Raw genomic sequence first — 22,518 nt, forward strand, 5'->3', positions numbered from 1 at the left:
ACGGCACGCGCCAACTCACGGTCGTGGCGCGTTCTTGGAAGCGAAGGTAGCGCGCCTGACCGTCAGGACGACAGCAATTTTTCGACCGCCACGCGGAACCCCAGATGGTTCGTTCGCTATCGTTGACGTCATGTCAGAGTCAGCTGCACAGCTCGTGGTCACCGTGCGTCCGTCGATGTCCGCGGCCTGGTTCCACCACCTGCTCACCCGTCCGGTCATCGAGTTGGACGGCACCGAGCACCCGGCCCGCTGGGGCGCCAACGCCCTGCGCATCGAGGCCGACCACCCGCACCAGCTGAGCGTGTTCTTCCGCTACCGGGGCCAGCAGTCCGCCCGCCTCGGCGAGGGCCGCTCCGAGCTCACCGCCGCCGCGCCCGGCAGCGCCGCAGCCGTCCGCGCGCAGCTGGGCGTCCGCAACTCCAGCACCTTCCGCATCACCGGGCCCGCCGTCCGGGTGTGATCCGGCCGGACCGAACAGTTGGGCCCCGAGAGATGTCATCCCCCGGGGCCCGGCGCTCGGTTACAGCCCACCGAGCAGAACTCGGCTCGGGCCGACCGATCAGAAGAAGTCGCGACGCTCGATGATCTCCTCGCGCTCGATGACCTCTTCGCCACCGAAGAGCCCACCGAAGAAGCCGTCGCGCTCCACGACGGTCTCACGCTCGATGATCTCCTCCCGGCCCCAGCGGTCACGGCGCACGATCTCCTCGCGCTCGATGACCTCCTCGCCACCGAAGAAGCCGTCGCGCTCGATGATCTCCTCGCGCTCGTAGTACTCGCGCATGGTCACTCCCCTGCCCTGGTCACTGCTGCTGACGTGCTGACAAGCGAGACCCTAACGCAGTCCCTCGAACGTGATCGAAACAGGTGTGCAACAGGTTCGCCACCGGTTCTGACCTCCTCTCACTTGGTGTCCGCCGCCCCCGGACACTCGGCATCCGCCACCGCGGAACCGGTTCACCGGTCGCCGCGTCCCATCGCCGGAACCGGCACCCACGATCACGGGGTGCGACGAGAGGCGGGGGGACGAGCATGCGAACGAAGCGCACCGGCTGGGTGGCGGCGATCGCGGCGCTGGCGGCGCTACTGGCGGGATGCGGCAGCAGCGGCATACCGGGAGCGGGCGAGTTGCGCGCGGCGCCGGCGGCCGAAGCGGTGCCGACCGATCCGGAGCTGAAGGGCACCGCGGCCGGCACCGAGGCGTTCGGCCTGGACCTCTACCGAACCATGGGAGGGCAGCGGAACATGGTGCTCTCCCCCGCCGGACTGGCCTCGGCGCTGGGAATGGCGCTGCCGGGTGCGCGTGGCACCACGGCGCGGGAGATGAGCACCGTGCTGCACACCGACCTGCCCGCCGACCGCTATGCGACGGCACTCGGCGCGCTGGCCGGCGATCAGAAGTCGGGCGGCGACGGCCTGGTGCTGAAACAGTCGGACGCCGCCTGGACCCAGCGCGGCTATCCGGTGAGCCAGGACTACCTGGCGCTGCTGGCCGCGGCCTTCCACGCGGGCCTCTACACGGCGGACTTCGACAAGGACCCGCAGGGAGCGACCAAGGCCGTCAACGCGCTGGTCGAGCAGCAGACCGGGGGCCGGATCAAGGACCTGTTCGATCCGGGCTCGCTGGGCCCCGGCACCCTGCTGACGCTCACCGACGCGCTCTACTTCACGGCGAAGTGGCAGCAGCCGTTCAAGCCGGAGGACAGCGCCGACCAGCCGTTCCACCGGCTTGACGGCAGCACGGATACCGTCCGCATGATGAACCAGACGAGTCGGCTGGGCTATGCCCATGGCGGTGGCGGAAGCACCGGCCCGTCCTGGCAGGCGGTGGAACTCCCGTATCAGGGCGGCAACCTGGCGATGGACCTGGTGCTGCCCGACTCGGGCGGACTCGAAGCCTTCCGCCAGAGCCTGAGCGGTGCCGCCCTGGACGGCATGCTCGGCGCACTCCACGACACCGAGGTGGAGCTGGCGGTGCCGAAGTTCAGCTTCAACAGCGGCGGGTCGCTGAACGAGCCGCTGGCTGCCCTCGGCATGGGCTCGGCCTTCGGCCCGTCGGCCGACTTCTCCGGGCTGGCCGCCCCTGGGGCGAGGCCGCCGACGATCTGCCAGGTGGTGCAGAAGGCCATGGTGCTGGTGGACGAGAAGGGCACCACGGCGGCGGCCGGCAGCGGGGTCCGCATGGGCGCGACTGCGGCGGCGCCGCCGCTGGTCGCAGTGCATCTGGTCCTCGACCGCCCGTTCTTCTTCCTGATCCGCAATGTGCAGACCGGACAGCCGCTCTTTATCGGCCAGGTGACTGATCCGACGACCAACTGAGTATTTTCGCTTTATTCAAGCACCTCTTGACGGCTTTTCGGTTAGCACACTATCTTGCCGATGGATCGGCAGATCAGAAGTGGACCGGCCGAAAGAGAAGTTGACCGACTTTCTGATTTGTCAGCTTAGTCAGGGGGTGCCTCGATGAATACTGAAGAACCGGATGTGACGGAAGTGAACTCCGTCGCAGCATCGCAGTCCTGGTCGGGCTCGGAGCCTCGGTCGGGCTCGGAGCGTCGGTCGAGCTCGGAGTCCTGGTCGGGCTCGGAGTCCTGGTCGGGTTCGGAGTCCTGGCCGGAGCCGGAGTCGGAGTCGGAGTCCTGGTCAGGCCCGGTCGCGCTGATCGGCGCCCGGCTCATCGACGGCACAGGGGCTGCGGCGCGCCCCGCCACCGATCTGCTGATCGAGGGCGGGAGAATCATCCGGCTCGGGCCCACCGGTTCGATCGGAATTCCGCCGCTCGCCCGGATCGTGCCGTGTGACGGGCTGTCGGCGCTGCCGGGATTCATCGATTCGCACACCCATGTGGAACGCGATATTCCCGCCGTCCTGCACGGTTTTCTTCAGGACGGCGTGACCAGCATCGGCAATACCGGCAGCGGCCCCCAGCTGATCGAGGAGCTGCACCGCGCCGGGCGGCAGCCCGGCGCGGCCAACGTCTTCGTCGCCGGACCGGCGATCACCGCGCCCGGCGGCTATCCGGTGATCCGTGGCGACGGCTCGGCGGCCCGCCCCGTCCACACCGCCGACGAGGCCCGGGCCGCAGTCGACGAACTGGCCGCCCGCGGCGTGGACTTCATCAAGGTCACCCAGGAGTCCTTCGACTTCAACTACCGATCGCCAGGCCGGCTCCCGGTGCTGGCCCCCGCTCTGATCCAGGCGGCGGCCCGCCGGGCGCACGAGCACGGGCTGCCGGTCCGCTCCCATGTCCACCATGTCGACCAGCTCGATGTCGCGCTGGCCGCTGCCGTGGACAGCATCGAGCACCTGCTCTTCCCGCTGCCCCCGGAGACCGGATACGTCGAACTGCAGCGTGCCGGCCGACTGCGCCTGGACGCCCTGCCCGATTTCGCCCGGTGGATCGATCGCATGGTCGCGGCCGGCGTGCGCCTGGTGCCGACCCTCGGCAGCGAGCTGATCAGCATCCGCACCGGCCTGCCCGAACTGCCGGACGCCACCCTGACCGAGATCGAGCAGTTGCTGGTCGAGGTGGTCCGGCGGTTCACGACGGCCGGCGGCCGGGTCGCGCTGGGCAGCGACTGGGTCGGGCTCCCCGGGATCCCCGCCGGGCGACCCCGCCAGGAGCTGCACCGGCTGCTCGCCGCCGGGTTGACCCCGCTTCAGGTGATCGAGGCCGCGACCCAAGGCGCCGCGGCGGTCTGCGGCCAAGCCGGCCGGCTCGGAGTGCTGGCCCCCGGCCTGCCGGCCGACCTGCTCCTGGTCGACGGCGATCCCAGCGCCGATCTCGCGGCGCTGGACGCCCTTCGTGTGGTCCTCAAGGACGGTCATGTGGTGGCCGGCCGACTGCCCGTCGCCCCGGCGACGGCCCTGCCGAGCTGACGGACTGCCATGGCCTCCGACTCCACCACCCGGCCCGGCGCACCGCCCCGCCCCGGCGACCGCTCGCCCTGGCAGACGCTGCTGGCGGTCTCGGTCGGCTCGTTCATGACCATCCTGGACACCACGGTGGTCAATGTCGCGGTGCATGCGCTGCAACTGCACTATGCGGCGCCCACGTCCGAGGTCCAGTGGGTGGTCAGCGGCTATGCCCTGGCGCTCGGCATCGCCACCCCGCTGGCCGGCGAGCTGGGCGACCGGTTCGGCACCAAGCGGGTCTTCCTCGCCTCGCTCGTCGGCTTCGCCGGTGCGTCACTGCTCTGCGGGCTGGCGCCGACCCTGGGGCTGCTGATCGCCGCCCGGGTGCTGCAGGGCCTGGCCGGGGGCTTCGCCCTGCCGCTGGGCTCCGCGCGGCTGTTCACCGCCTTCCCGCCCGAGCGGCGGGGCATCGCCTTCGGCGTCTTCGGGTTGGTGCTGGTCTTCGCCCCGATGATCGGGCCGCTGGTCGGCGGCGCCTTCATCGACGCCCATCTGACCAGCTGGATCTTCTTCGTCAACGTCCCGATCGGGGTGGTCGGGGTGCTGCTCGGCCACCGCGTGCTGGCACCCGACGAACCTCGGGATCCCTCCCGCCCGCGACCGGACTGGCTGAGCCTGGCCGCCATCTGCCCCGCCTTCGGCGGTCTGCTGCTGGGGGCCACGCAGCTCGGGTCGGGTCGGCGTGGGATGGCGCTGCTCGCCTTCGGGGCGGGGGCGGCGGCGCTCGTCTTCCTGGTGGTGCGGCAGTTCTCGGGCCACGCGGGTCCGTTCGACTTCCGGCTCTACCGCCTGCGCAGCTACGGGATCAGCAGTGCGATCAACGTTCTCGGTCAAGTCCCCTTCTTCGGTACGCAGTTCCTGCTCCCGCTCTCCATCCAGGTGGTCCACCGCGCCACCGCGCTCGACGCCGGACTGGCCGTCCTGCCCATGGCGGTGGCTGGCGGCGCCACCGGGCTGCTCGGCGGCCGGATCCGGGACCGCTGGGGGCCGCGGCTGCCGCTCACCGCCGGGTTCCTGCTGCTCGCCGTGGGCATCGCGCTGCTGCGGGCCAGGGCCGGCGACCCGGATCCGGCCCGGCTGGCCCTGCCACTGGTGATCGCCGGGGCCGGCGCCGGCGTCGTCCCGCCGCTCACCCAGGTCACCGCGCTCAGTGATGTCCCGCGCTCGGCCGTCACCCGCGGGACCGCGCTCTTCCAGGCCACCCAGCGCGTCTCCCAGGCCCTGGGCGTCGCCGTGCTCAGTGCACTCGCCATACGCTCTGTCACCACCTCGGTCGGCAGCCCCGGGTACCCAGCCCAGTTCGCCTCCGGCCTGGCGGATGCCTACGGGCTGGCCCTGCTGCTCGCGCTCTGCTGCGCGGCCCTGGCGCTGCTCCTCCCAGGCGGGCGGCTGGCGCGGCGGGAGGACCAACCGCAGCCGGTCGATGCCTGAGCCCCAACGTGCCGCACTTGCCCGCACCGCCTGCACTGAGCCCAGGCTGACCCCACCTGCCCATGACCCACGCCACCGAGGAGCCCGCCGCCGCCCGGACCCCGCTCGGCCGCCCCGCCCCGCACACCCTCTGACCATCCGCCTCCCGGGCACCGAACCGCCCTGCGCCACTCGGGCCGCCCCGAAGCGGCCATCCGCCCCCGAGGCGGCCAACCGCGCCAACCGCCCCGGCCGTTTGTGGGGCACCCGTCCCCGGCCCACCCGCGACTGCCGCCCACCACAACACCCGGCGAGGACCCCATTGCTGACCGGCCCCCGCGTACCCGCCCAGGCTCATGCTCCGTCAGAGCAACCGCCACCGGCCACCGGCATGACACCGCTGCGCGGACGAGACGCCGAACTCGACCAGCTCACCCTGTGGATGGACCGCGTCCTGGGGAGCCGGCAAGCACTGCTGGCCGCAGTCAGCGGACCGGCGGGCTACGGCCGGACGCGGCTGTTCCGGGAGGGTGAACGCCTCGCCGACGCACGCGGCTTCCGGGTGGTCCGGGTGCTCCGCGGCACCGCCGAGCCGCTGGCCGCCAGCCTGGTCGCCGCGCTCGGCTCGGCAGCATCGGCAAGTGCCATGGCAACGGCAAGCGGTACGGCAAGTGGCACGGCATCGGCGGCCGGCACGGCAACGATCGCGGCAACCGGCTATGCCCCCAGCGATACCGCATCCGGCGGCGCCCCCGTGCACCCGGCGCTGCGCCGGGCCCACAGCTTGCTGGCCGAGCACCTCCACACCGCCCCCGTGCTCATCACCTGCGACCACCCCGCCGTGCCGTTGCCGATGCTGCGTCAACTGCTCGCCGCGTACCGCGAGAAGGCCTTGCTGGTGCTCGCCGGTGAGGCCTGGAGCGGCGAGCCACCCCCCACCGCGGACCGCGTCCCCCGACTGCTGCTGCGCCCGCTCGCCCCCGCCGCCGTGCTGCAGGTGAGCGCCGACCTGCTCGGCGCGCCGCCGGATGCGGAGCTGGCCGAGCTGTTGGGCATGGCCCAGGGCAGCCCCCGGCTGCTGATCGAACTGCTCAACGCGCTCGACGTAGACGCCACCCTGCGACTCGACGGCGGCCACGCCCACCTGACCGAGGCGACCGCACCCACCACCGCGCTGCACGAACTGGCCGGTCGCCGGATCGGGGCGGTAACCCCGTCCGCACGTGAACTACTGGAAGCCGCCGCCGTGTTGGGACGGTCCAGTCTCCCCGAGGACGTGGCACAGCTGCTCCAACGCCCCGTGGGCGCGCTCGCCACCGCGCTTCGCGCAGCCACAACTACCGGCCTGCTGGACAGCACATCGGACGAGCTGACGTTCCGCCATGAGCTGCTGCGCCAAGTAGTCCTGTCCGATCTCCCGCGCGCGATCCGGGCCGCACTGCACCGGCAGGCGCTGAGCATCCAGTTGGCGCGCGGCCACTCCATCACCGCGGCCGCCCCGCACCTGCTGCACGGCGCCCACCCCGGCGACCCGGCCACCGGTACCCTGCTACGCGTCGCGGCCAGCGAGTCCTTGGCCGACAACCCGGGCACGGCAGCCGCGTTGGCCCTGCGCGGCGTCGACGTCCTCGCCGACGCCCGGGCCGCCACCCCGATGGTGGCCCTCGCCGCCGAGGCCTGCCTGCGCTCGGGCGCGGTGGCGAAGGCGATGAGCCTCGCCCGCGACGCCCTGGGCGCGGAGCCCCACCCTCCGATCCCACCGCCACCCGCACCCGCAGCCGCACCCGCCCACGCCCACGCCCCGCTGGGCAGCCTCGGCCACCCGCTCCCAGCGCCGACAGCCAGCCCACTCACGCCCGCGCCCGCAGCCGCAGCCGCACCCGCACCCGCACCCGCACCCACACCCACACCCGTGCCGGACCCGATCGTCGCCGCCCGCCTGCGCACCTCACTGGCCACCGCCCTGCTCCTCCGCGGCGAGTACCGCGAGTGCCTCGCCACCGTGGCCGAGCCGGCAACCCTCCCCGGGCTGCCGGCCACGGTGCGACTGGATGCGCTCCTCACCAAGATCGCGGCGCTGGCAGCGCAAGCGGCTCCTGATGCCGCCCGCCAACTGGCGGAGGTCCATCGCCTCGCCCTCGCACAGGGGCTTGACCCCCGTGCCGCCGTCCGGCTCGGCGAAGCCACGCTCGCCTGGCGGAACGGGCGGGCCGCCGAGGCGCTGACGCTCGCCGCAGAGGCAGTCGCCCTGCGCGCCGACGGCTCGGCGGCCGGCTGGCACAGTCCGCCCGAACTGCTGCATGCCCTGCTGCTGGTGCAACTCGGCCACACCACCCAGGCCAGGGCGGCCCTGGCGGCGGCCCCGGCCGGCGCCGAGTTCACCGTTCCGCTGCTGCGCCACCTGGTTACCGCCCAGCTCGCCATGGCCGAGGGCCGCCCGCTGGACGCCCTGGCCGAGGCAACCGCGGCGCTCAACCAGGCCCGTGCCGCCGGGTTCGACTGGCCGGAGCACCAGGCACGCACCATCCTGGCCATCCTCGCGGTGCAGCGCGGCGAGTTCACGTCAGCGACCGAGCACACGCGCGCCCTGACCAAGCAACCGAAGCGATCCGCCCCACCCCCACCCCCGGGGACCGCACCTCACCCGGCTGCACCCACCCCCTCCAAGTCGCCACGCCCCAAGTCTGCACGCGCCAAGTCCCCGCACCCACACCCGCACCCGCACCCGCACCCGCACCCGCAGCCCCCGCTCCCCGCTCCCCCGAACCCGAAGCCGAACCCGACCACCATCGCCCAGTGGATCGAGGCTCAACTCGCCGCCGCCGAGGACGACTCGGACCACCTGCGCACCGCACTCGCCACCCTGTGGCCGAGTCCCGCCCCAGCCACCGCGCCCACGCTCCTCGCCCGCGAACCGGCGCTCGCCCCCTGGCTGGTGCGCACGCTACTGCTGACCGGGCGACCGGACGACGCCGCTGGTGTCGGCACGGCGATCCGGGCTCTCGCGGACGCCAACCCCGACACCCCCGCCATCCACGCGGCCGCCGCCCACACCGACGGACTGCTGAGGCATGACGCCCCCGCACTGGAGACGGCGGCCCATAGCCACCGTGACGCCTGGGCCCGGGTCTCGGCCGTCGAGGACCTGGGCGCGTTGCTGCGGACGGTCGACCGGGCCCGGGCCATCAAGAAGTTGGAGGATGCGCTGGACGGCTATCTGCGCCTGGGCGCGGATCGTGATGCCGCCCGGGCCCGACGGCGACTGCGTGCGCTGGGCATGCGGCAGCGATCGCTCCGGGAACGCCCTGGTCACCCTCGGGAACGCCGCCCGGCCAACGGCTGGCCGAGTCTCACCGACACGGAGCGCACGGTGGCCGAGTACGCCGCCCAAGGCATGACCAACCGCCAGATTGCCGGTCGGATGTTCCTCTCCCCGCACACCGTGGCGTTCCATCTGCGGCAGATCTTCCGCAAGTTGGGCATCCACTCACGCCTTGAGCTCGCACTCCGGGTCCGCGAGGGCTGAGCCCGCGGCACCGCCCCACGCCCCTGGACCACCGCCTTCTCCGCGACCTCAGAGACCGAGCCGCACCGTCCCCGTCGGGAGCCCGAAGGCGATCAGCGCCGACAGCGGGCTCCCGAGGTCGCGGGGCGAGAACACGTCCGGGCCGTCATAGCCGACGATCTCCGCCAGCCGCCACCAGCGGAAGCCGGTCATGTTCTCAGCCGCGAGTTCCTCGTCGGACATCGCGCCTCGGGGCTGGAACGCCGTCGTGTGGACGAGGAAGTAGTCGTTGACCACGCCGTCATAGCCGGGCGCGTGCCCGGGATCGACAACCTCCTGATGCCACACATGCGGCGGGCATCGTCGATGGCGAGTCCCACCTCCTCGTGCAGTTCCCGACGAAGGGCGGCCAGCAGGGTCTCCCCCCGCTCAACGCCACCACCGGGTGCCACCCGGACGACAATCGGTCCGGACGGCTTCGGAATGACGAGCCGGCACAGCAGGATGCGCTCGGCCTCGTCCATGATGAGCGCGCGGACCGCATGTCGGAGGTTCATCGAAGCCATCCGGCCACGCTACCGAACACCCAGACGTGCTCCACCGACCACCGACCACGACCACGACCACGACGCCGAGTTGGAGCGGCTGTCTGCTCTGGATGCCAGGCCTTTCGATGCCGGCCAGACCGGTCCCGTGAACGCGGCACGGATGCTGCCCTCGGGCGCTCAGCGGCGACGCAGTGACGGGTCGAGCAGCGCGGGCGGAGTGTCGTGCTTCTCGTGTGCGGCGAGGTCGACACCGGGTGCGACGATGGCGTCGAGCGCGTCCAGCACATCGGCCGGGAGCACGGTGTCGGCGGCCGCGAGCTGCGAGTGCAGGTGGTCCAGGGTGCGGGGGCCGATGAGCGCGCTGGTCACGGCGGGGTGCGCGGTCACGAAGCCGAGCGCGAGCTGAATCATCGTCAGTCCGGCCTCGTCGGCAACGCCGGCCAGCTGCTCGACCGCATCGAGCCTGGCCCGGTTGGACGGGACGGTGAGGTCGAAGCGCTGCGGCATCAACGCCGAGCGGCTGGTGGTGATCTGCCTGCCCTCACGGACCGCGCCGGACAGCCAGCCCGAGGCCAGCGGGCTCCACACCAGCACCCCGAGGCCGTACTCCTCGGTCACGGGCAGCACGTCGGTCTCGACTCCGCGCTGCAGGATCGAGTAGCTGGGCTGTTCGGTGGCGAAACGGCTCAGCTGGTGCTCGCGGGCGGCCCACTGAGCCTGCACGATGCGGTGGGCCGGGAAGGTCGAGGACCCGAAGTAGCGGATCTTCCCGGCGCGTTGCAGGTCGGTCAGGGCGGACAGGGTCTCCTCGTCGCTGGTGCCCGGGTCCCATCGGTGGATCTGGTAGAGGTCGACGTGGTCGACACCGAGGCGGCGCAGGCTGTCATCCAGCGCGGTGATCAGCCAGCGGCGTGAGCTGCCCCGCTGGTTGCGCTCCTCGCCCATGGGCATACCGGCCTTCGTGGCCAGCACGATGTCGTCGCGGCGCCCGGCGATGGCTTTGCCGACCATCTCCTCCGACTCGCCGCCGCTGTACATGTCGGCGGTGTCGATGAGGTTGATCCCGGCCTCGAGAGCGGCGTCGACGATGGCGGTGGCCTCGTCCTGGGTGGTGCGTCCGATCCTGCCGAAGTTCATCGCGCCGAGCGCGAGGGTGCTGACCTGCACACCGGTGCGGCCCAGGTTGCGGTACTGCATGCCTGTGTTCCTCCATGACGGGTTGAAGCGTGATGGCCGGATGGCCGACCGACCGGACGGCGCGACGGCCGCCCGGCGCGATGGCCGGACGGCCGGACGGCGCGATGGCCGGACAGCCGGCCGGATGGCGTGATGGCCGGACGGCCATGCGTGGCGCGGGTCGGCTGGGTAGGCCTACTTGGATTCGACCTGTCCGAGCGGGTCGGACCCGGCCCTGAGCACCTCACACGCTGCCTTCCAGGCGGGATCCCCCGGGTAGAGCTCGCTACGGAGGTAGGCGCAGGTGAGTCGCTGGACTGCGGCGACCCGCTCGGGGTTCTCGTCCGTGGTCTCGGCGACGTCGTACCCGGAGACACCGCCGAGACCGTGCTCCGCGCCGAACAGCGTGAGCAGGGACTTGGGGCCCGGGGCGAGGACATACGGGTCGGTGTGCCAGGCCGCGCCGCGAACCGTCAGGTGGGCGGAGGGGTCGTTGTCGCCGGCGACCACGAGGGCGGGCGTCGTCATCCCGGAGAAGTCCGTGGTCGCGAAGAACGGGTAGTTCTGGGCCATGAACTCGGTGAGGGCATCGCCGCCTCTGCCGGGCGCGGCGAGCAGCACGCCCGCCTTGATCCGGGGCTCGGCCAGGTCCACCTCCGTGCCGTCGTGGGGGTCGGTGAGCCGGGCGCCCAGCAGCACGCTCGCGGTGTGGCCGCCCATCGAGTGCCCGGCCACGGCGACCTTGCTCCGGTCCAGGCGTCCGAGGAGCTGCGGGACGGCGGTCTCGATCACGTCGAGCCGGTCGAGGATGCGTTTCATGTCCTCGACCCGCGACCGCCAGTACAGCGGCGCCCCAGCTGTGCCGGGGTCCAGGCGCAGCGTCCTGGAGCTCAGATGGGTGGGTTGGATGACGACGAAGCCGTGCGCCGCCCAGTAGTTGGCGAGTGGGGCGTAGCCGTTCAGCGAGGAGAGGTTGTTCGAGGGCCCCTGGCCGTGCGAGAGGAGGATGATCGGCAGGTCGCTTCCGGTCACCGGGGCGGAGACTCGCACATGCAGGTCCACTGCGCGGTCGGGAGCCGGCAGGACCACCGGACTGACCGAGAGGACAGCAGTGGGCTCGCCGACGGTGTCAGCTGCGTAAGTCGATGAAGTCATGAGGTGCCTTTCCCTTCCCGCGGCCTTGCTGCCGGTCTCGTTCGGCTGGCGGCGGCGGGTGAGACGGACGGGGGGGGTTCGCTTCGGCTAGTCTCAAAGCGGAACCTTGTTCCAGATACGATACGGAACAGCGTTCCGCTTAGTCAACCACCGAGGGAGAACGTGGTGTCCACCGCAGACCGGTCCACAGAGGCGCCGACTCGAAGCAAGCGGGCCGACGCGCTGCGCAACCAGCAGACGCTCCTCGCCGCCGCCGCCGAGGTGTTCGTCACCTCCGGCGTCGATGCGCCGATCCGCGAGATCGCGGCCAGAGCCGGCGTCGGAGTCGGGACGATCTACCGCCACTTCCCGACCCGCGCGGAACTCGTCGTCGCCGTCTACCGCCATCAGGTCGAAGCCTGCGCTGAGGCCGGCCCGAACCTGCTGGCCGACACCGCTTCTCCCCTCGCAGCGCTCCGCCAGTGGGTCGACCTCTTCGTTGACTTCCTGGTCACCAAGCACGGACTCGCCGGCACCCTGCAGTCGGACAGCGGCTTCGACGCGCTGCACGCCTACTTCCTCGACCGCTTGGTACCCGTCTGCTCACAGCTACTCGACGCCGCGGTCGACGCCGGCGAGATCAAGCCGGGCACGCAGGCCTACGAACTGATGCGCGGCATCGGCAACCTCTGCATCGGAGGCAACAGCGATCCCCGCTACGACCCTCGCCGCTTGATCGTGCTGCTCCTCCAGGGCCTGCGGCAACCACAGTCACCCTGACGAGTGCCAGACATCAGACCTGGCCGGCATCGTCGCCGAGCGGCCGGCCGGTCAGAGCTTCCTGGAGGCGCTGCGCGCGCACTACCGCCCACTCGCTGCCGGACAGCTGCGGTCTTCCGCACCGTGAACACCAACCATCAACGGCCAGTGCCCCCTCGCCTGGTACCGCGCGAACCTCCGGTACTCGTCCGCGATCGCGAGCCCGTCGAGCTCCGCGGCGACCCCGGCCGGCGACTGACTGCCCATCACCGTCTCCACCGTCTCCACTGTCTCCTCGCCGGTGATCATGCCCTGACCTGCGTGATGGGAGAAGGCGCCGCGAGTCGATGCCACCATGATCACAACTGCTGGCCGCTGCCTCTGCCTCCGCTCCTTCCGCACGGTCATGGCTCACCCTCGCCCGCGCCCCGCGCCGTGTCGACCACCGCATCCGCCCCGGCACCACGCGGCGCATCCACCCACCCACCGCGCCACGCCACATGCCCGTCCGGCCGCACCAGGACCAGCGGCGCGCGGTAGCAGCCGGCCACCGTGGCGTCCCGGCAGACCGTGACCGCCAGCGGGACACGGCGCGCGCGGCATGCTCGCTCGAGCGGCCCCGGGTCGGCGGCCTGCGGATCGAAGGCCAGCAGCCGGAAGCCGGGACCGAAGAGGTCCAGGGTGGAGCGGCCCGGGGCGAGCCAGCCATGCGGAGCGCGCGATCCGGGGCGGCTGTTGGGACGGTCCACCGGTTCGTCGGCAAGGGCGGCGGCACTGCCCACCGGCTCCTCCGGCAGCACGACCCGGGAGGCATAGCGGTAGCCCATGTGGATCATGGGCGCGTCGAACTCCCGCCGGGCTCCTTCTGATTCCAGTCGCGCGGCCAGGTCGGCGCGGACGGCGGCACCGACCGGGCCGTCCTCGTACAGCTCGGCGGGCAAGGTCCGGTCGATGGTGCGCCGCAGGTTGCGGTGTGCCTCGTCCAGCGCTTCGAGGGCCACCGGGCGGCGTTCGGCCTGATAGCTGTCGAGTAGCGCCGGGCCTGCCCAGCCGGCGAGTTCGGCGGCGAGCTTCCAGCCCAGGTTGGCGGCGGCGGCGATGCCGGCGTTCGCACCGAAGCCGCCGGAGGGCGAGAGGGTGTGCGCCGCGTCGCCGAGCAGGAAGACGCGGCCGCTGCGGAACTCGGTGGCCAACCGGTGGGTCAGCCGCCAGTACTGATCGGAGAGCACGCGCAGCGGGGTCGGCACCGCGATGGCGCGGCGGAGCAGGGCCATCGCCGGTTGCGCGGCCTCGGGTGTGCCGCCGCACCGGATGGAGAGCCGGAACATCCCTTGGCCGTCCACCGCACGCAGCGGGAACCTGAGGGCGTCGGAGAGCAGCAGGTAGTAGAAGAGGGCGTGCCGCTCACCTAGTTGAGCGCGCAACTCGGGGGCCTCGAAGAGGATGTTGCGCAGCACCTGGGTGGGGTACCTGGCGGGTGCGGTGATGCCGATGGCGGCGCGCACCGCGGAGTCGGCGCCGTCGGCGGCCACCAGGTAGCGGGCCTGGATCGTCGCGGTGGTGTGGCGGGTGCGGTCGTTGACCTTCGCGGTGACCGAGTCGTTCGCCTGCTGGAGGCCTTCCAGGTGGTGGCGCAACAGGAGCGGCCCGTCGGGATGCCGGCCGAGGGCGTCGGCGAGCAGCGGGGTGAGCCAGTGCTGGGGGCAGATGGCCTCGGGTTCGGGGGTGTGGCGGAACGGAGCTCTGGTGGCCGTGCTGCCGACCCGCAGTCGGTGGACCTCATGGCCGCCGACCCGGGTGACCCAGGCGGTGTCGAGGCTGTGGTCCGCGGGCCAGCCGGCCTCGCGGATCCGGTCGGCCAGGCCCCAGCGGCGGAAATGCTCCATGGCACGCGGGCCGACGGCGCTCACCTTGGGGTGCGGGACGGTACCGTCACCCGCGTCGATCAGCACGAAGTCGACGCCTTGGAAGCGCAGTTCGAGGGCGAGCGCCAACCCGACCGGTCCGGCGCCGACGATCAGCACCTCGGTTTCGGATGGCAGGCTCTGTTGGGCGTCCCCCATGCTCTGAGAGGCCTCCCTCAAGCTCTCCGTCATGAGCCGCCTCCGAAGAGCCCGTCCAGGTAGTCCAAGGTCCCGCCGACGTGCTCGGGGATGAGCTCGCAGTCGCGCACCGCCTGTCGCAACCGACGGGTGCGGCGGCGCAGCAGTTCCCGGGCTCGGAGCGGGTCGGGCACTGGGGTGGGGGCCCGGGTGAGCGCGAACGGCGGACCGGCGGTGCGCCCGGGCACGCCGGACGGGACGGTCACCAGCAATTCAGCCAGCGGGCGGAGCACGCCGTTCATCACATCGATGGCGGCGTTCATCAGCACCGAGCGACGCAGGCTGGGCGTGCTCGCCTCACCGAAGTGCTGGACCATCAACTGTGCCGTCAGCGCGTAGGACTCGTCGCAGAGTCGGGCCAGCTCACGGGCCGTCGGGTCGGTGATCTGCTGCTGGTTTCCGTTGGCGGTGTGCCTGGTCGGGTTGCGCAGCACGGGGTAGCCGAGGGCGGGGACCAGGTGACGGCTCGGGTCGAGGTCGAGGGGGCCGAGGCTGTCCAGCAGGACCGCGATCCTCCGGAAGGAGTCGTAGTGCGATTCCTCTCCCGACCCTCCCGATCCCCCCTGCTCCGGGGCTGACTCCTGACCCTCGCCCTGTTCGGTGACGAAGTCGATGGCGAACAGGGCGCTGGAGAGGTCGTCGACTTGGAGCTGGTAGTCGGGATGGGCCGAGTTGACGGCCTGCCGGAGGAAGACGTGGTGTTCGCCACCCGCTCGTCGGGTGCCCTTCTCGAACAGCTCCGGCTGGTGGCGCAGCCCCTCGCGAATGGCGGCATAGAGACCGCTGAGCGTGTCGGAGCGGGCCGGCCCGGTGGCGGTGTGCCTGCCGTAACGCGGTTCGGGAAGGGTGCGATCGGGCTGTTCGAGGGTGATGAAGCGCTGGACGCTGCCCGGGGTGAGGCCTTCCAGCGCGAGGTCGAGCGGGATCCGCGACTGGCGGTTGACGGTGCCGAAGTCGATGGCGGGGAACCGGAACGGCTCACCGATCGCGGTCAGCACGTTGTTGACGACCAGGAAGTGGGTCATCTCCTCGCGGGCGACTCGCAGCAAGGTGCTGCGGATGCCGTGGTCGAGGGTTTCGCCGCCGTCGCCGCTGATCAGCCGCAGCCGCTCCGCGCTCCAGGCACCGTGCCGCTGGTAGGCCAGGCCGGCACCGTGTGTGGGCAGGGAGTAGGCGGCGTACAAGTACTGCAGGGTGACGGCCAGTTCGAGGGTGACGGCCTCCTGCAGGGCGGCGACCAGCTGGGCACGGGTGGTCAGGCGGGTCGGGGCCCGTCGCCGGGCGGAGTCGAGGGTGAGCAGGGCGGATGGGGTCTGCTGCTTGCGCAGGTAGGCGAGCAGCAGACGGGCCTTGGGCTCGGTGAGGTCGCGGGTGGGCGGCATGTAGTAGGTGCGGGTCTTGTTGCGGGGGTCGCACATCTGCCAGACCAGCCGGGCGTAGGTTTCCACTCGGGCCCGGTCGGCCAGGCTGAAGACCTCTTCCTTCATGAAGCTGGAGGTCAGCTCGTAGAAGGCGAAGACCTCGCGGTAGAGGAGGTCGAAGGTCAGCTGCTCGGGCGGCAGTTCGGCGAGCCGCCAGTCATCGGGCAGGACCCGCACGGCGGCATGGCCGACGCCGGACCAGTAGCCGTGGATGTCGGGGTCGTCGTAGCGCTCCGCGGCGCTCGCTGCCAGGCCGGCCGGGCTGCGCTCGGCCGGGGCGAGCGGGTCGACCGGGGCGAGCGGGTCGGTCGGGCTGTGCGGGTCGGTCGAGCCGGGAGCGTCGGGCGGGAAGGGGAGGCCGGGCGGGCTCGGCGGGCCGAGAGCGTCGGGCGGGGCGAACAGCAGGCGGGCGCAGCCCGCTTGGGCGCCGCGCACCGTGAATCGGGCCAGGCCGTCGGAGTCGGTGTCCAGGCTGCAGGAGTCGCCCCAATCACCCCAGTCGGCCTCGGCCGCCTGGTCCGCCGCTTCGTGGCCGCCGGACCGCAGGCGCACCACCGGCTCGGCGGCACCCTCGTCCAGAGGGCGGGCCCACGGGTTCGGGTACTGCTCGACTCGGATGCCCTGGACGGCGGCAGGGCGGCCGCGGACCAGGGAGCGGATGGTGACCCCGGTGTCGTACTCGGCGTCTCCCGGGTGGCGGGGGTGTTCCATGATCAACCCGGCCTGGTCGCTCTGGATGTTCACCTCCTGCTCGTGCAGGGCCGGCAGCCGGGTGCCGTCGGGGGCGACCCAGTCCAGCTGAAGCGGCTCCACCGGGTCGGCCGGGCTGGGCGAGCCAGCCGGGTCGGGCGCGCGGGGGACGGTGAGCACGGTGCGTGGCAGCGGGTCGGGCAGCTCCGCGATCAGCCGGTCGGTGCCGGCGGTGCGCAGCTCCCAGTGGCCGCGGCCCGCTCCGCCGCCGGGTGCCGCGATCAGGTTGACGCCAACCTGCTGGTCGTCGACGGCGACGCAGAGCTGCCGCGGTGCGGCGGGCGTCAGCGGCTGCGGCTCGGGCCCAGGCCCGGGGCGGGCGGTCAGCAGGCGCCCGGCGGGATAGCTGCGCAGTTCGCCGCTGTGCCAGGGGGCGATGGTGCCGTCCAGCTGCCAGCTGAGGGGCCGCCCGGTGGGCAGCGGGGTGGGCGGCAGATTGAGCGCGAACTGCACCACCAGGCCGGCCGCCGCGCCGCTCTCGGTGAGCTCACGCAGCCGGGCCACGGTCTGTGAGGGCTCGTCGGACGGCCAGCTCAGCGCCTCGGCCGGCACGGTGAACTGGTGGACGCTGCGCAGCGGCAGCCGTGGCACGGCCGACCGCCCGGGTGGGAAGACCTGCCATCGGGGTGGCTGCCAGCCCGTCACCTCGCCGCTGCACAGATAGCCGACGTCATGGGAGCGGCCGAGCCGCCCGAAGCAGAAGTGACCCACCATCAGGGTGGTGGTCCAGGAGGAGGCCGGATCGATGTCGAAGACCCTGGCTCGGTTGGCGGTGGTGGCGAAGTACTCGTTGTAGTGGCCCCACAGGTCGACGCTGCGGCCGACCACCCGGTCGGGCTCGGACGGCTGCGGGTCGACACCGGTGACGGTGGCATCGACGGTGAAGTGGCCGTTGCCGCCGAAGTGGGCGCCCGGGGCGGTCCGCAGCTCCAACTGGTCGAGCTGCTGGTGGTATTCGTGGGCCGGGCGGTCGGCCGGAAACGGCTGGCCGACCGGGGTGAGCGCGGCGTTTCGCGCCAGATCCAGCAGGCCGGTGCGCAGACCGGTGGGCAGCTGGGTGGTGGCCGTCCCGGAGAAGTGCAGCCGCGGCAGGTCGAAGACGCTCATGCGCCCACCTCGCAGGGCTCGGCGAGCGCTTCGCGCCACACGCACCTTTTGATGATGAGCTCTCCCCCAGCCTCCGGCAGGGGGCACCCCCATCGCTCACTCATGCGCCCACCTCACATGGCTCGTCGGCTTCGAGTGCCGGGGCCGGATAGCGGTGGATCTGGCGCACCGCCTGCTGGGCGGACTCCACGGCGCCCTCGATCCAGGCGGGATAGCTGGAGCAGTGCTCGCCGGCGAAGAACAGCCGGCCCTGTGGCCGGGCCATCCGGTCGCGCTCCTCGTCGCAGGCGACGGCGTCCTTGCCCCAGCGCACTGCGGCGGCCCCTTGGGTGGAGGGCTCGCTGCCCCAGACCTGGTCGGCCACGGCCAGCACCATGCCGGGGCGGCGCAGTTCGGGGTGGACGGCGCCGAGTTCCTCCAGCACGGCCGCAATCCGGGTGGGTCGGCTGAGCGAGCCGAGCTGGTCGGCGTCCCGGCCGATGGTGTAGCTGGCCAGCAGGGCGACGCCCAGCCGCGGGTCGCCCTCGACGGGCGGGTAGTAGGTCTGGCGGATCAGCCCGCCGGTGAAGGAGCCGCCGCCCCGGATGCCGTCGCACTCCCAGAACGGCTCCCGGCAGTGCAGCGCGACCTTGGTGGCGTTCCAGTAGCGCTGGCTGCCGATGGCGGCCATCTTCTCGTCGTCCAGGCCGTGCAGCTCCAGGCCGCGCAGCACCGAGAACGGGATGGTGCAGAGCACGAAGTCGCAAGCACGAGTCCGAGTGCCGAAGCCGTGCCGGATGCGCAGCCGGACCTGGCGGCTGCCGACCTCCAGGCCGGTCACCTCGTTGCCGCAGTGCACCGGGCCGCGGAGCCGCTTGCGCAGCCGGTGCACCAGTTGGTCGAGGCCGCCGCGGAGCCGTAGCAGGGTGGAGCCGGTCTCATTGACGATGTCGTCGACGAAGCGGTAGAGCCGCCCGCGGCAGCCGGCCCTGATCTGCGGATGGTCGGCGAACAGGGCGCGCAGGTCGATCAGTTCGGCACTGCCGGGAGTGCCGGTGTAGCGGCTCAGGTCGATCCCGGCGACCAGGCCCATCAGCTCGGCGTCCAGCCCGTGGCTGACCGCGTCGCGGAAGTCGCCGGGGGCGAGCGCGTTGACCCGGACCGCCATCCAGGCGCCGAAGAGCAGCATCTCCGGGCTGTAGCGCGCGAGTTCGGCGGCGGGCAGCCGGCCGCTCAGCTCCTCGACCAGGGTGGCGGAGGCCTCGCGGATCCGCTGGTGGCCCTGGCTGGTGTGGACGTAGGCCGCCTCGTCCTGGAAGAGCGTGGTGAACTCCTGCAACTGGTCGGCGAGGCCGAGGGTGCGCAGGTAGCCCATGGTGCGCTCGTGGGCGGCGGGTATCCGCATCGCGCCCAGCTCGACCAGCGGACCGGGGCGACCAGGCAGGAAGCGGTGGGTGCGTATCCGGCCGCCGATCTCCGGGTGGCCCTCCAACACGTCGACCTGGTGGCCGAGCCGCTCCAGCTCGTAGGCCGCCACCAGACCGGCGACACCGGCTCCGATGATCGTGACGCGCTTCGCCGCCATGCCATCCCCTTCGGTCGGGCGACCGGCTGGTGCTGGTCGTCGGTCGGGGGCTGGTTCCCCGACTATCTATCAATTGTCCGAAAGGTCACCCTTCGTCCACATCCCCAGGCCTGACGGGTTATCAGCGACCAAGCCTCACGGTCACCACCCGTTTACGCCAACTGACCGGCGACCACCCCGCATGATCGAACGGTTTGCCATGGCACGCACCCGAACGACCCATTGCCACGGCCATGCTGGGGAGCGACCACACGCGCGCCTGAGAAGGAGGGATCAGAGATGGCACGAACGACACCGCAGCCGCAGTCCGCACCGCCCGCTGCCCACGGCCCGATGCCCCAGGCGCTGGAGAGCGCGGTCTACGGGCTGTTCGCCACCTGTGCGTTGGATCTCGCCGTGCGGCACGGCGTCTTCCGCGAGTTGACCGAGCACGGGCCGAGCCGTTCGGCGGAGCTGGCCACCGCGCTCGGGGTGGACCAGGACACCCTCGGGCGGCTGCTCACCCTGCTCCGCTCCCTGGAGGTGCTGGCCGCCGACGGCGAGGGCCGCTACACCGTGCCCGATCAGGCCCGCCCCTACCTGGACGGCAGTGACACGCGCTATCTCGGTGGTTTCGTGCACCACCTGGTCGACAGCACGTTCGGCCGGCTGCGGCACCTGGAGAGCTGCCTCACCCGGGGCAAGGCCGCGGCCGACGCCACCCGGCCCGAGCCCTTCGCCGAGATCTACCGGGACGAGGAGGCCACCGACCGCTTCCTGGACGCCATGTGGCAGCTCAGCTTCGACGTGTCCGGAGAGCTGGTGGAGGCGGCCGGCCTGGAGCAGGTCCACCACCTGGTGGATGTCGGCGGTGCCGGCGGACCGTTCTCGGTGGCGGCGCTGCTGCGCCGTCCCGGGCTCCGCGCCACCGTGTTCGATCTGCCGCAGGTGGCGCAGCGGCTGCAGCAGGCCCGGCAGCGGTACCGGCTCGGCGCCCGGCTCGCCTTCATCCCTGGGGATTTCCACCGGGACGAACTGCCGCCCGGGGATTGCCTGGCGTTCGGCTACATCCTCTCCGACTGGACCGACGACACCTGCCTGGAGCTGCTGCGCAAGGCTCATCGCGCGCTGGCACCGGGTGGCCTGGTGCTGGTCATGGAGCGGCTCTTCGACGAGGACGGCTACCGTCCGCTGGCGACCGCCGCGATGAACCTGTCGATGCAGGCGGAGACCCAGGGGCGCCATCGCACCGCGGCGGAGTATCTCGCCCTGCTGCGGAGGGCCGGGTTCACCGGCTGCGAGGTGCGCCGTTCCAGCCGGGAGAAGCACTTGGTGATCGGGCGGCGAGCCGATAACGCCCATCCGCCCGGACGGTGGTGGTGAGCCATGACCGAATGCCCGGAGCCTTCGGCCGGTCCGGCACTCCCCGGCCGGAGCGAGGAAATACTACGCATGCAGAGCTCGTTCGGGCGGGCCGCACTGAGCGCGGCTCAGCGGGAGCAGCTCGCCGACTACTACGAGGAGGCCTGCCGACCACACAGCGAGAAGTCGGCCGAGTCCCGGGAGGAGCGCCAGGTGGTCGCGCTGCTCACTCGTCCGTTCAGCCGGCAGCCGGACATCCCCGAGTACTACCGCTACACCAGCCTGCACGTCTATGACTGGTTCCTGACGCTCTATCACCGCGAGCCGGTGGAGGCCGGGATCACTGCCCTCCGGGCCACCCTGCTCGACCTGGCGGAGCGGGAGCGGACTCCGCTACCGCCGCAGCCCGGGTACGGCCCCGCCGAGGCTATGGAGCGCCGCGCCAGGGTGGCCGCCCTGGTCGAGACGCTCGACGGCCTGCTCACCGCTCCCTGGGGGCAGTCAGACGAGCGGCTCGGCCGGCGGCTCCAGGTACTGGTCCAATGCACCGGCCTGCCGCAGTCGTCGATCCACCACGAGCACCTGTTCCTTCGTTCGGTGCACGCCTGCGAGCTCGCCTTCTTCCTCACTCGTTGGAGTGCTTGTCAGGCGATAGCGGCCATCTGCGCGGGCGACCGGAGATCGGCGGTGCAGCACACCCTGCGTACCGCCGGCTGCGCGGAGCTGTTCAGTGGTGTGCTCCATGTGCTGCGTACGCTCTCGCCGGAGCAGTTCATGAGCTTCCGGGCGGCGACCGGTGCGGCCAGCGCCGTGCAGTCGCTCAACTACCATCTGGCCGAGCTGGCGGTCTACGGGTTCGACCCGCGCAAGGCCGAGATCTTCCTGCGGCTGCGCCATCTGCAGCGGCTCAACCAGTCGCCCTACCGGGACTTCTGGCCGCTGCGGGCGGCCGTGCGGACCGTTCGCGACCCGGATCTCAGTGCCGCGCTCAGCATGGTGGAGCGCTCGCTGCTCTCCTGGCGGGGTCGGCACTACGGCTTCGGCCGCATCTATCTGCCACAGGACATCAAGGGCTCCGGCGGCACCGAGGGCGCCGGCTATCTGAAACGCATCGTCGACAAGGAGATCTGCGCCACCGGCCCACCCGGCCCGGTGCCCGAGGCCATGTTCCGCTTCGGGCTCTCTTGAGCCACCGTGATACTGAGAGAGCGGCATGATGTCATGTCTGACTGATCGTCAACTTCTCTGCATCACAAGGGAATCAGCTTACTCCAGTCATATCGTCACACCACTTGTGCATATCCATCGAAAGGACTCCCCCATGAGCAACGCCCCCGTGCTGAACGCCGCCCTGGCCCGCCGCATCCTGGATGCCGCCCTGGCCCAGGCCGTGCAGCTGAACGTCGCCGTCGCGGTCGCGGTGGTGGACGCCGGCGGCAATGTGCTGACCGTCGCCCGGGCCGATGGTGCGACCTTCTGGGCCACAACGGTGGCCACCCACAAGGCGGTCACCGCCGCCGGGCTGGGCATCCCCACCCTCGACTTCGGCAAGGCCGCCGCGGCCGACCCGGTGCTGCTCGCCACCATGGCCGCCCAGCCGGGCTTCGCCCTACTGCCCGGCGGCATCCCGATCATGATCAACGGCGCCATCGCCGGAGCGATCGGGGTGGCCGGCGGCACCCGTGGCGAGGACCAGCCGGTGGCCGAGGCCGGCGTCGAGGCCGCCGCGGCGGGCTGACACCGGCGTCCGCCGTCCCATCCGACTGCTGCCGGTGCGCTCGCGCAG

Annotated in this window: 16 protein-coding genes and 1 pseudogene; 9 read left to right on the forward strand and 8 right to left on the reverse strand. The window is 71.8% G+C overall.

Annotation, left to right across the window (positions count from 1 at the left end; genetic code table 11):
* The first annotated feature begins 130 nt into the window (after positions 1–130).
* Positions 131–460 carry a hypothetical protein gene (locus P3T35_RS21760; RefSeq protein ID WP_143677010.1) on the forward strand — a complete coding sequence of 110 codons (330 nt, stop codon included), beginning with the start codon at positions 131–133 and terminating at the stop codon, positions 458–460.
* Positions 461–559: 99 nt separating this feature from the next.
* Here the strand turns inward: P3T35_RS21760 and P3T35_RS21765 are convergent, their stop codons facing one another.
* Positions 560–784 carry a hypothetical protein gene (locus P3T35_RS21765; RefSeq protein WP_101384033.1) on the reverse strand — a complete coding sequence of 75 codons (225 nt, stop codon included), beginning with the start codon at positions 782–784 and terminating at the stop codon, positions 560–562.
* A gap of 248 nt (positions 785–1,032) precedes the next feature.
* Here P3T35_RS21765 and P3T35_RS21770 point away from each other — a divergent pair, with 248 nt between their 5' ends.
* The 4 genes from P3T35_RS21770 to P3T35_RS21785 all read left to right on the forward strand — a co-directional run bounded on the left by P3T35_RS21770 (position 1,033) and on the right by P3T35_RS21785 (position 8,851).
* Positions 1,033–2,319: a serpin family protein gene (locus P3T35_RS21770; protein ID WP_101384032.1), complete on the forward strand. Its 1,287-nt coding sequence runs from the start codon at positions 1,033–1,035 to the stop codon at positions 2,317–2,319.
* A gap of 144 nt (positions 2,320–2,463) precedes the next feature.
* Positions 2,464–3,879 (forward strand): amidohydrolase family protein, encoded by a 1,416-nt coding sequence (locus tag P3T35_RS21775; RefSeq protein ID WP_143677009.1) that lies wholly within the window; start codon positions 2,464–2,466, stop codon positions 3,877–3,879.
* Between the two features lie 9 nt (positions 3,880–3,888).
* Positions 3,889–5,346: a DHA2 family efflux MFS transporter permease subunit gene (locus P3T35_RS21780; RefSeq protein WP_101384030.1), complete on the forward strand. Its 1,458-nt coding sequence runs from the start codon at positions 3,889–3,891 to the stop codon at positions 5,344–5,346.
* Positions 5,347–5,716: 370 nt separating this feature from the next.
* Complete coding sequence (locus tag P3T35_RS21785; protein WP_101384029.1) at positions 5,717–8,851, forward strand: LuxR C-terminal-related transcriptional regulator; 3,135 nt, start codon at positions 5,717–5,719, stop codon at positions 8,849–8,851.
* 48 nt (positions 8,852–8,899) lie between these two features.
* On the opposite strand, the gene P3T35_RS21790 is transcribed toward P3T35_RS21785, so the two are convergent.
* The 4 genes and pseudogenes from P3T35_RS21790 to P3T35_RS21805 form a co-directional block, all read right to left on the reverse strand.
* On the reverse strand, positions 8,900–9,178 hold the full coding sequence (locus P3T35_RS21790; RefSeq protein ID WP_280707409.1) for a hypothetical protein: 279 nt from the start codon (positions 9,176–9,178) through the stop codon (positions 8,900–8,902).
* 56 nt (positions 9,179–9,234) lie between these two features.
* A pseudogene (locus tag P3T35_RS40425) lies at positions 9,235–9,396 on the reverse strand (NUDIX hydrolase); the annotation flags it as partial.
* Between the two features lie 159 nt (positions 9,397–9,555).
* Positions 9,556–10,575 (reverse strand): aldo/keto reductase, encoded by a 1,020-nt coding sequence (locus tag P3T35_RS21800; RefSeq protein ID WP_101384028.1) that lies wholly within the window; start codon positions 10,573–10,575, stop codon positions 9,556–9,558.
* Between the two features lie 174 nt (positions 10,576–10,749).
* Entirely contained in the window at positions 10,750–11,709 is a 960-nt protein-coding gene (locus P3T35_RS21805) for a chlorophyllase (RefSeq protein ID WP_101384027.1), read from the reverse strand.
* 165 nt (positions 11,710–11,874) lie between these two features.
* On the opposite strand from P3T35_RS21805, the gene P3T35_RS21810 reads away from it, so the two are divergent.
* Positions 11,875–12,468 carry a TetR/AcrR family transcriptional regulator gene (locus P3T35_RS21810; protein ID WP_101384026.1) on the forward strand — a complete coding sequence of 198 codons (594 nt, stop codon included), beginning with the start codon at positions 11,875–11,877 and terminating at the stop codon, positions 12,466–12,468.
* A gap of 383 nt (positions 12,469–12,851) precedes the next feature.
* Here P3T35_RS21810 and P3T35_RS21815 read toward each other — a convergent pair whose 3' ends face one another.
* The 3 genes from P3T35_RS21815 to P3T35_RS21825 all read right to left on the reverse strand — a co-directional run bounded on the left by P3T35_RS21815 (position 12,852) and on the right by P3T35_RS21825 (position 19,391).
* The gene (locus tag P3T35_RS21815; protein ID WP_101384024.1) at positions 12,852–14,510 is read right to left on the reverse strand and encodes an FAD-dependent monooxygenase; all 1,659 of its coding nucleotides are present in this window, start codon (positions 14,508–14,510) and stop codon (positions 12,852–12,854) included.
* A 29-nt stretch (positions 14,511–14,539) separates the two neighbouring features.
* Entirely contained in the window at positions 14,540–17,827 is a 3,288-nt protein-coding gene (locus P3T35_RS21820; protein ID WP_101384023.1) for a ferritin-like domain-containing protein, read from the reverse strand.
* Between the two features lie 100 nt (positions 17,828–17,927).
* On the reverse strand, positions 17,928–19,391 hold the full coding sequence (locus P3T35_RS21825; RefSeq protein WP_101384022.1) for an NAD(P)/FAD-dependent oxidoreductase: 1,464 nt from the start codon (positions 19,389–19,391) through the stop codon (positions 17,928–17,930).
* A gap of 279 nt (positions 19,392–19,670) precedes the next feature.
* Here P3T35_RS21825 and P3T35_RS21830 point away from each other — a divergent pair, with 279 nt between their 5' ends.
* The 3 genes from P3T35_RS21830 (at position 19,671) to P3T35_RS21840 (ending at position 22,470) form a co-directional block, all read left to right on the forward strand.
* On the forward strand, positions 19,671–20,753 hold the full coding sequence (locus P3T35_RS21830; protein WP_280707352.1) for a methyltransferase: 1,083 nt from the start codon (positions 19,671–19,673) through the stop codon (positions 20,751–20,753).
* Positions 20,754–20,822: 69 nt separating this feature from the next.
* The gene (locus tag P3T35_RS21835; protein WP_180356768.1) at positions 20,823–21,920 is read left to right on the forward strand and encodes a hypothetical protein; all 1,098 of its coding nucleotides are present in this window, start codon (positions 20,823–20,825) and stop codon (positions 21,918–21,920) included.
* 133 nt (positions 21,921–22,053) lie between these two features.
* The gene (locus tag P3T35_RS21840; protein WP_180356767.1) at positions 22,054–22,470 is read left to right on the forward strand and encodes a heme-binding protein; all 417 of its coding nucleotides are present in this window, start codon (positions 22,054–22,056) and stop codon (positions 22,468–22,470) included.
* Positions 22,471–22,518: the final 48 nt, after the last annotated feature.

Source organism: Kitasatospora sp. GP30, assembly GCF_029892145.1.
GTDB lineage: Bacteria > Actinomycetota > Actinomycetes > Streptomycetales > Streptomycetaceae > Kitasatospora > Kitasatospora acidiphila.

Excerpts from the sequence above, each read along its gene's own strand:
- P3T35_RS21760 (WP_143677010.1), top strand. The coding sequence starts at position 131 with ATGTCAGAGTCAGCTGCACAGCTCGTGGTCACCGTGCGTCCGTCGATG.
- P3T35_RS21765 (WP_101384033.1), bottom strand. The coding sequence starts at position 784 with ATGCGCGAGTACTACGAGCGCGAGGAGATCATCGAGCGCGACGGCTTC.
- P3T35_RS21770 (WP_101384032.1), top strand. The coding sequence starts at position 1,033 with ATGCGAACGAAGCGCACCGGCTGGGTGGCGGCGATCGCGGCGCTGGCG.
- P3T35_RS21775 (WP_143677009.1), top strand. The coding sequence starts at position 2,464 with ATGAATACTGAAGAACCGGATGTGACGGAAGTGAACTCCGTCGCAGCA.
- P3T35_RS21780 (WP_101384030.1), top strand. The coding sequence starts at position 3,889 with ATGGCCTCCGACTCCACCACCCGGCCCGGCGCACCGCCCCGCCCCGGC.
- P3T35_RS21785 (WP_101384029.1), top strand. The coding sequence starts at position 5,717 with ATGACACCGCTGCGCGGACGAGACGCCGAACTCGACCAGCTCACCCTG.
- P3T35_RS21800 (WP_101384028.1), bottom strand. The coding sequence starts at position 10,575 with ATGCAGTACCGCAACCTGGGCCGCACCGGTGTGCAGGTCAGCACCCTC.
- P3T35_RS21805 (WP_101384027.1), bottom strand. The coding sequence starts at position 11,709 with ATGACTTCATCGACTTACGCAGCTGACACCGTCGGCGAGCCCACTGCT.
- P3T35_RS21815 (WP_101384024.1), bottom strand. The coding sequence starts at position 14,510 with ATGGGGGACGCCCAACAGAGCCTGCCATCCGAAACCGAGGTGCTGATC.
- P3T35_RS21820 (WP_101384023.1), bottom strand. The coding sequence starts at position 17,827 with ATGAGCGTCTTCGACCTGCCGCGGCTGCACTTCTCCGGGACGGCCACC.
- P3T35_RS21825 (WP_101384022.1), bottom strand. The coding sequence starts at position 19,391 with ATGGCGGCGAAGCGCGTCACGATCATCGGAGCCGGTGTCGCCGGTCTG.
- P3T35_RS21830 (WP_280707352.1), top strand. The coding sequence starts at position 19,671 with ATGGCACGAACGACACCGCAGCCGCAGTCCGCACCGCCCGCTGCCCAC.
- P3T35_RS21835 (WP_180356768.1), top strand. The coding sequence starts at position 20,823 with ATGCAGAGCTCGTTCGGGCGGGCCGCACTGAGCGCGGCTCAGCGGGAG.
- P3T35_RS21840 (WP_180356767.1), top strand. The coding sequence starts at position 22,054 with ATGAGCAACGCCCCCGTGCTGAACGCCGCCCTGGCCCGCCGCATCCTG.